2 protein-coding genes are annotated in these 4,662 nt (G+C 39.5%); one reads left to right on the top strand and one right to left on the bottom strand.

Annotation, left to right across the window (positions count from 1 at the left end; translation table 11 throughout):
• Positions 1 to 2,685 (top strand): PL29 family lyase N-terminal domain-containing protein (locus H9625_RS17070; RefSeq protein WP_191765512.1); only part of this gene is annotated, 2,685 nt, incomplete at its 5' end.
• 427 nt (positions 2,686 to 3,112) lie between these two features.
• On the opposite strand, the gene H9625_RS17065 is transcribed toward H9625_RS17070, so the two are convergent.
• Entirely contained in the window at positions 3,113 to 4,462 is a 1,350-nt protein-coding gene (locus H9625_RS17065) for a hypothetical protein (RefSeq protein ID WP_191765510.1), read from the bottom strand.
• Positions 4,463 to 4,662 lie beyond the last annotated feature (200 nt).

Here is a 4,662-nt window from a genome sequence, read left to right as displayed (position 1 = left end):
AAAAAGTATTTAAGTGCACTGCTGTTCGGAGCGTTATTGTTCGCTTCGGCAGGAACTTTTACCTCTTGTAAAGACTACGATGATGACATCAGTAATCTGCAGTCACAAGTGGACGGAATTAAGGCCGACCTCGAAGACTTGCAGGCGCAGATTAGCGCAGGAAAATGGATTACTAACATTACCTCTATCGAAGGCGGATTCACAGTAACCTTCTCTGACGGTCAGTCATTCAATATCGTAAATGGTAAGGACGGACAAAATGGTGCTCCGGGTGCTGCAGGTGCTCCGGGTACATCATGGGAAATCGGTGAAGATGGTTATTGGTATAAAGACGGTGAGAAGACCGAATACAAAGCTGCCATCGATGGTGAAGCTGGAAAGATTGTCGTTCCGGAAATTAAAGACGGCGTATGGTATGTAGCCAATGAAAAAGGTGAACTGGAAGCTACTGAATACAAAGCTAACGGTGCAACTTATGCCGTAGCTGAAGCTAACGGTGGTTTCACCATCTATGCTCCGACAGAAGACGGAAAAGAAATGCTGGAAATCTATTGTCCGGGGCCTGCATCCATGATTTCTTCTATTATATTGGAAGATACACAAGGGAATTCAGCTGATAGACAAAATAATAAATTGGAACTTATCTGGAATACATTTCACCGTCCAAGCCAATGGGCAGGTCCAAGAGCATTGCCTGCTAATGAGTCTGTAGTATATTCTTCTAACTCTGCTATTGGCATACGTGTTAATCCTGTAGATGCTCCGGCAGATGAAGTGGCTTACACCTTGGTTAATTCGAAGAATCAAGAACTGAGCCATATCAAATTAACGGCAAAAGCATACGATGACTTGCTTACACTTGACAATGCACAGGGACGTGCTGCAGGAACAAGCAACGGTTTGTTCACATTGAGCATGGACGAATTCACTTTGACGAGTGGTGAAAATACCGATTTCGAAAATGAATTGGATCAAGAAAATAAGGATGAGAAAGTCGCTTTTGCAATCAACGCTGATTATAGCACCCGTTCTGCTTATGACATTCAAGTTACAGCAAAAGAAGGTCTGGCTTTGGATAAAGTTGCTGTAAAGGAAATTAAAAACAGCAACGCTAACGTTGGTAATACTACAGAGGAAAAAATAGAGGTGGATTTAGGGAAAACATATACCATCGTTGTTCCGGAAGATGCAAAAGGTGCAATGTATGATATGTGGTTCGAATTTGAAAAGGCTGATCAAGAAACGTACGGCATACAGTGGGATAATGAAGCACGTACTTTCAAAGTGACAATAGATCCAGACCTCGTTACCCCTGCCGATCCTTTTATTATGACAATCCATACATTGGATACACAAGGTAATGTGGATAAAGTTAAGTATTTTGTAGACTTAAGTTCTGTCATCACTACTAATGTTGTAGAATACGAAGCTGAAACATACGACATCTCGAACCTGTTAGATGCAAATAAACCGCAAGGATTTGATTTGGCTATTAGCTACATGGAAAATGAATTAGGATCTGACAAGTGGATTTCTTGGATTAACCGTGTTAACTTGACTAAGACTGTAGCTGCATTGTATACAGATAAAGACTGCAAATCTGCAGTAGCAGATGGTATCAAATCTTTGACGATTGCATATAAGGATGCAAATGATAAGGAAGCTACAGCTAAGACATTAGAAACTATCAAAGTCACAGTTGATAAAGAAAATGCAGGCAAATTGCACTTAGCTAAGCAGTATTACTTGAAGCTTGCATTTAAAGATGCTAAGAATGGTGATATCAACTCGATTGTAGTTCCTGTAACATTCACTGCTCCGACTGTAGCTGACCAGTTTACACGCGACGCAAACTTTGTGGTTGATGATGTAATCACCGCATACTTCTATAATACAGACGCTAACAAGAATCAGATTAATGTCAAGAGATACTTTACTGCTGTAGATAAATATGCTACATTGTCTCTTGATACAGAAACGACATTGGCTACTGTAGGCAATACCGAATACAAGTCTGGAGCAACTGGTACTAATACTAATGATGGCTTGGCTACACTTACCCATTCAGGTACAACTCTTGATAATGATTACATTATATTGAATGAAGTAGGAGTAAATAACAGCACGGGTATCGAACTTGGATACGGCAAGAACTTGATTGTTACCGCTAAGAATGACAACTATGCTGATACGAAGTGGGTATACGATAAGGAAGCAGACAAGACTTATCAGTTCACTATCACTATCATGAGCCCGATTTACGAAGGTACCGTAACCCCGGTAGGCAATAATTCAATTCCTGTTATTGCCAACAATGAATCTGGTTACGCTATCACTGGCAGCATGATTACGGGTGTCGATTACAATAATAACAAGTTCAGCGTTGTTCCGAATACAAGTGCTAATGGAACTCCGACAAATAAGAAAGATAATCCTAACGACGCTTGGACAAGTAAGCAAATTCAGAATGTATATGTAACACCTGATAGAGCAGAATACTTCAATGGCGGCATTAGTCTCCGTATACCGGGTGGTACGAAAGAAAATCCGGTAGAAGGCGCAATCGTAGTGAAAGCAACTCCGATGCCAAATACCACAGAAACCTCTATTACAGTCCATGTAACCGATGTATGGGGATATACAAAGGCTGTATCAGTTCCTGTGACTATCCAAGTGGGCGAATAATCCACTTTGATTACTCTATAAATAAAAAAGCGGCTCTTTTGAGCCGCTTTTTTATTTATCACCTTTACTCTTGGTGCTGGAAAATGAGATACGTTCATTAGAAGCCTATATAAAAGTACGCCTGCAATGGCTACGGTGATTAATTACTTATCCGCAAGCTTATGAGTCCTCGCATAATCCTAATATACCAGGACTGCATTCCTAATACATATAGGACTCCAGTCCTGATGCGTGAAGACAACAGTCCCAGTATGTCAGGACTGGGAAAGGATTGCATTAGCTCCATTTAATCAGTCTGTTAAACCGGCTGATGGACATTAACTTACTTTCCAAATGCTTACCTAAGATAAGAGAGGCAATCCTCAATACAAGATTGAGAACGCCTCTCTTATCTTAGGTAAGCATTTGGTTATTTATAAGCTAACGCTTATTTCGTAGTCTTAACAGTCAGTTTAAATGGAACATACATAGTCTTATTCCATATATCTTTTACTATCAATTGCATATCGACTGTAGATGTTTCACTTACACCTTCTTCCAATTGATCTTTTACTGTAATAACTGAGTTGCCATCGAACGCATTAAGATTCAAATTGCCACCAAAGTCATTGATATTTTCAATGAACTTGGCTGCATAATTCTTATCTACAGCTTTTATAGCAACAGATACAATTCGGTTATCGGCTGGTTTTTCAGTTGTAGTTCCAACTACAATATCTTTTTGTGTTTGGAATTTAATCTGGGTTGCGTAAGCAATAAACCAGGTATAATCTGCATCCTTATTGGCTGCTGCAGCATCCTTAAGCGCGTAATAATTGCCTGCTACCTCGAAATAAGCTTGATTTTTTACAGAATTCCACAACTTCAGATAATCAGCTTCTTTCAGATAGAATTTCTCTTCTCCTGTCTGAGCAGCTAAGATATCTTCACCACTATAACCTAGATAGTTCATATCTTTTACAGCCAATTCAATCAACATGTTGTTGGCATCAAGCATATAATTAACTGATGATACAGCAGTTGTCAAATTATCTGTTATTCCATATGCATACCCCATCGCAGTAATATCTCCGGCTTTAGTAGCAAACAATGTATAGGACTTGCCCTTGTCTGATCCTAATGCAAATACGGCACTCTTGACAGCATTCTTGATGTCTACCTTATTGCTACCGTCTGCTCCACCATAGACTGCAACCAGCTTGTCGTTATCAAATGTAATAACTTGAGTAGGATCATCACTGTATACCTGACTCTTGACAACAACTTCGAAATCAAAGGTTATCTTGTTGTTTTCATTATAAAATAACGGATACTGAGCACGGATCTTACGAACTTTGTACATGTGTTGCTGGTTAGCAGGAACATTAGAGCCCTCTATCCACTTATTTACATGCAATTCGCCATTTTCAATCCAATCCCAATTTGCAAAATCTTTTGAATTTTGAGTATCACCGCCATTGTCTACGAATGTCTTATAATCCATATCAGTGAATGTAGGATCACCCAAAGCAGTGGTATATGCATTCGCTTTAATAATACCACTTTCAAAGTCGTAATCTACATTATTTCCAGTTGGAAGTGCAGAAACTTGCAATACGCCATCTTCAACAAATGCAGGATTCAGTCTCAAAATATCAGCCGCATCAGGATTGCTGACTGTCAACGTAGCATCATCCGAATAGATAACAGAAGTACCATTCATTGATGTCAAAGTGAGTTCATATTCAGTTGCAGTAAATTGTTCTGATATATGACCGTCCAATGCAGCCCCTGGCACAGCTCCGTTAACGTTGATACCGAATGTTACGGCTGTTCCGTTCCTCCATGTCGCAGTTTGAGATTTGTAAATAGTTCAAGTTTCGCAAGTTAATAGATAACCTTCTTCTTGGGATATAAAAGAGGCACAGGGATTTCCACATATCGCAGAAAATGAGTAATTTTATAGTTGCAAATCAAAACATTACTCAGCCCTATGCC

Origin of the sequence: Phocaeicola intestinalis, from assembly GCF_014837065.1 — a bacterium.
Taxonomy (GTDB): Bacteria; Bacteroidota; Bacteroidia; order Bacteroidales; family Bacteroidaceae; genus Phocaeicola; species Phocaeicola intestinalis.
This window is presented reverse-complemented; position numbering and strand designations above follow the sequence as displayed.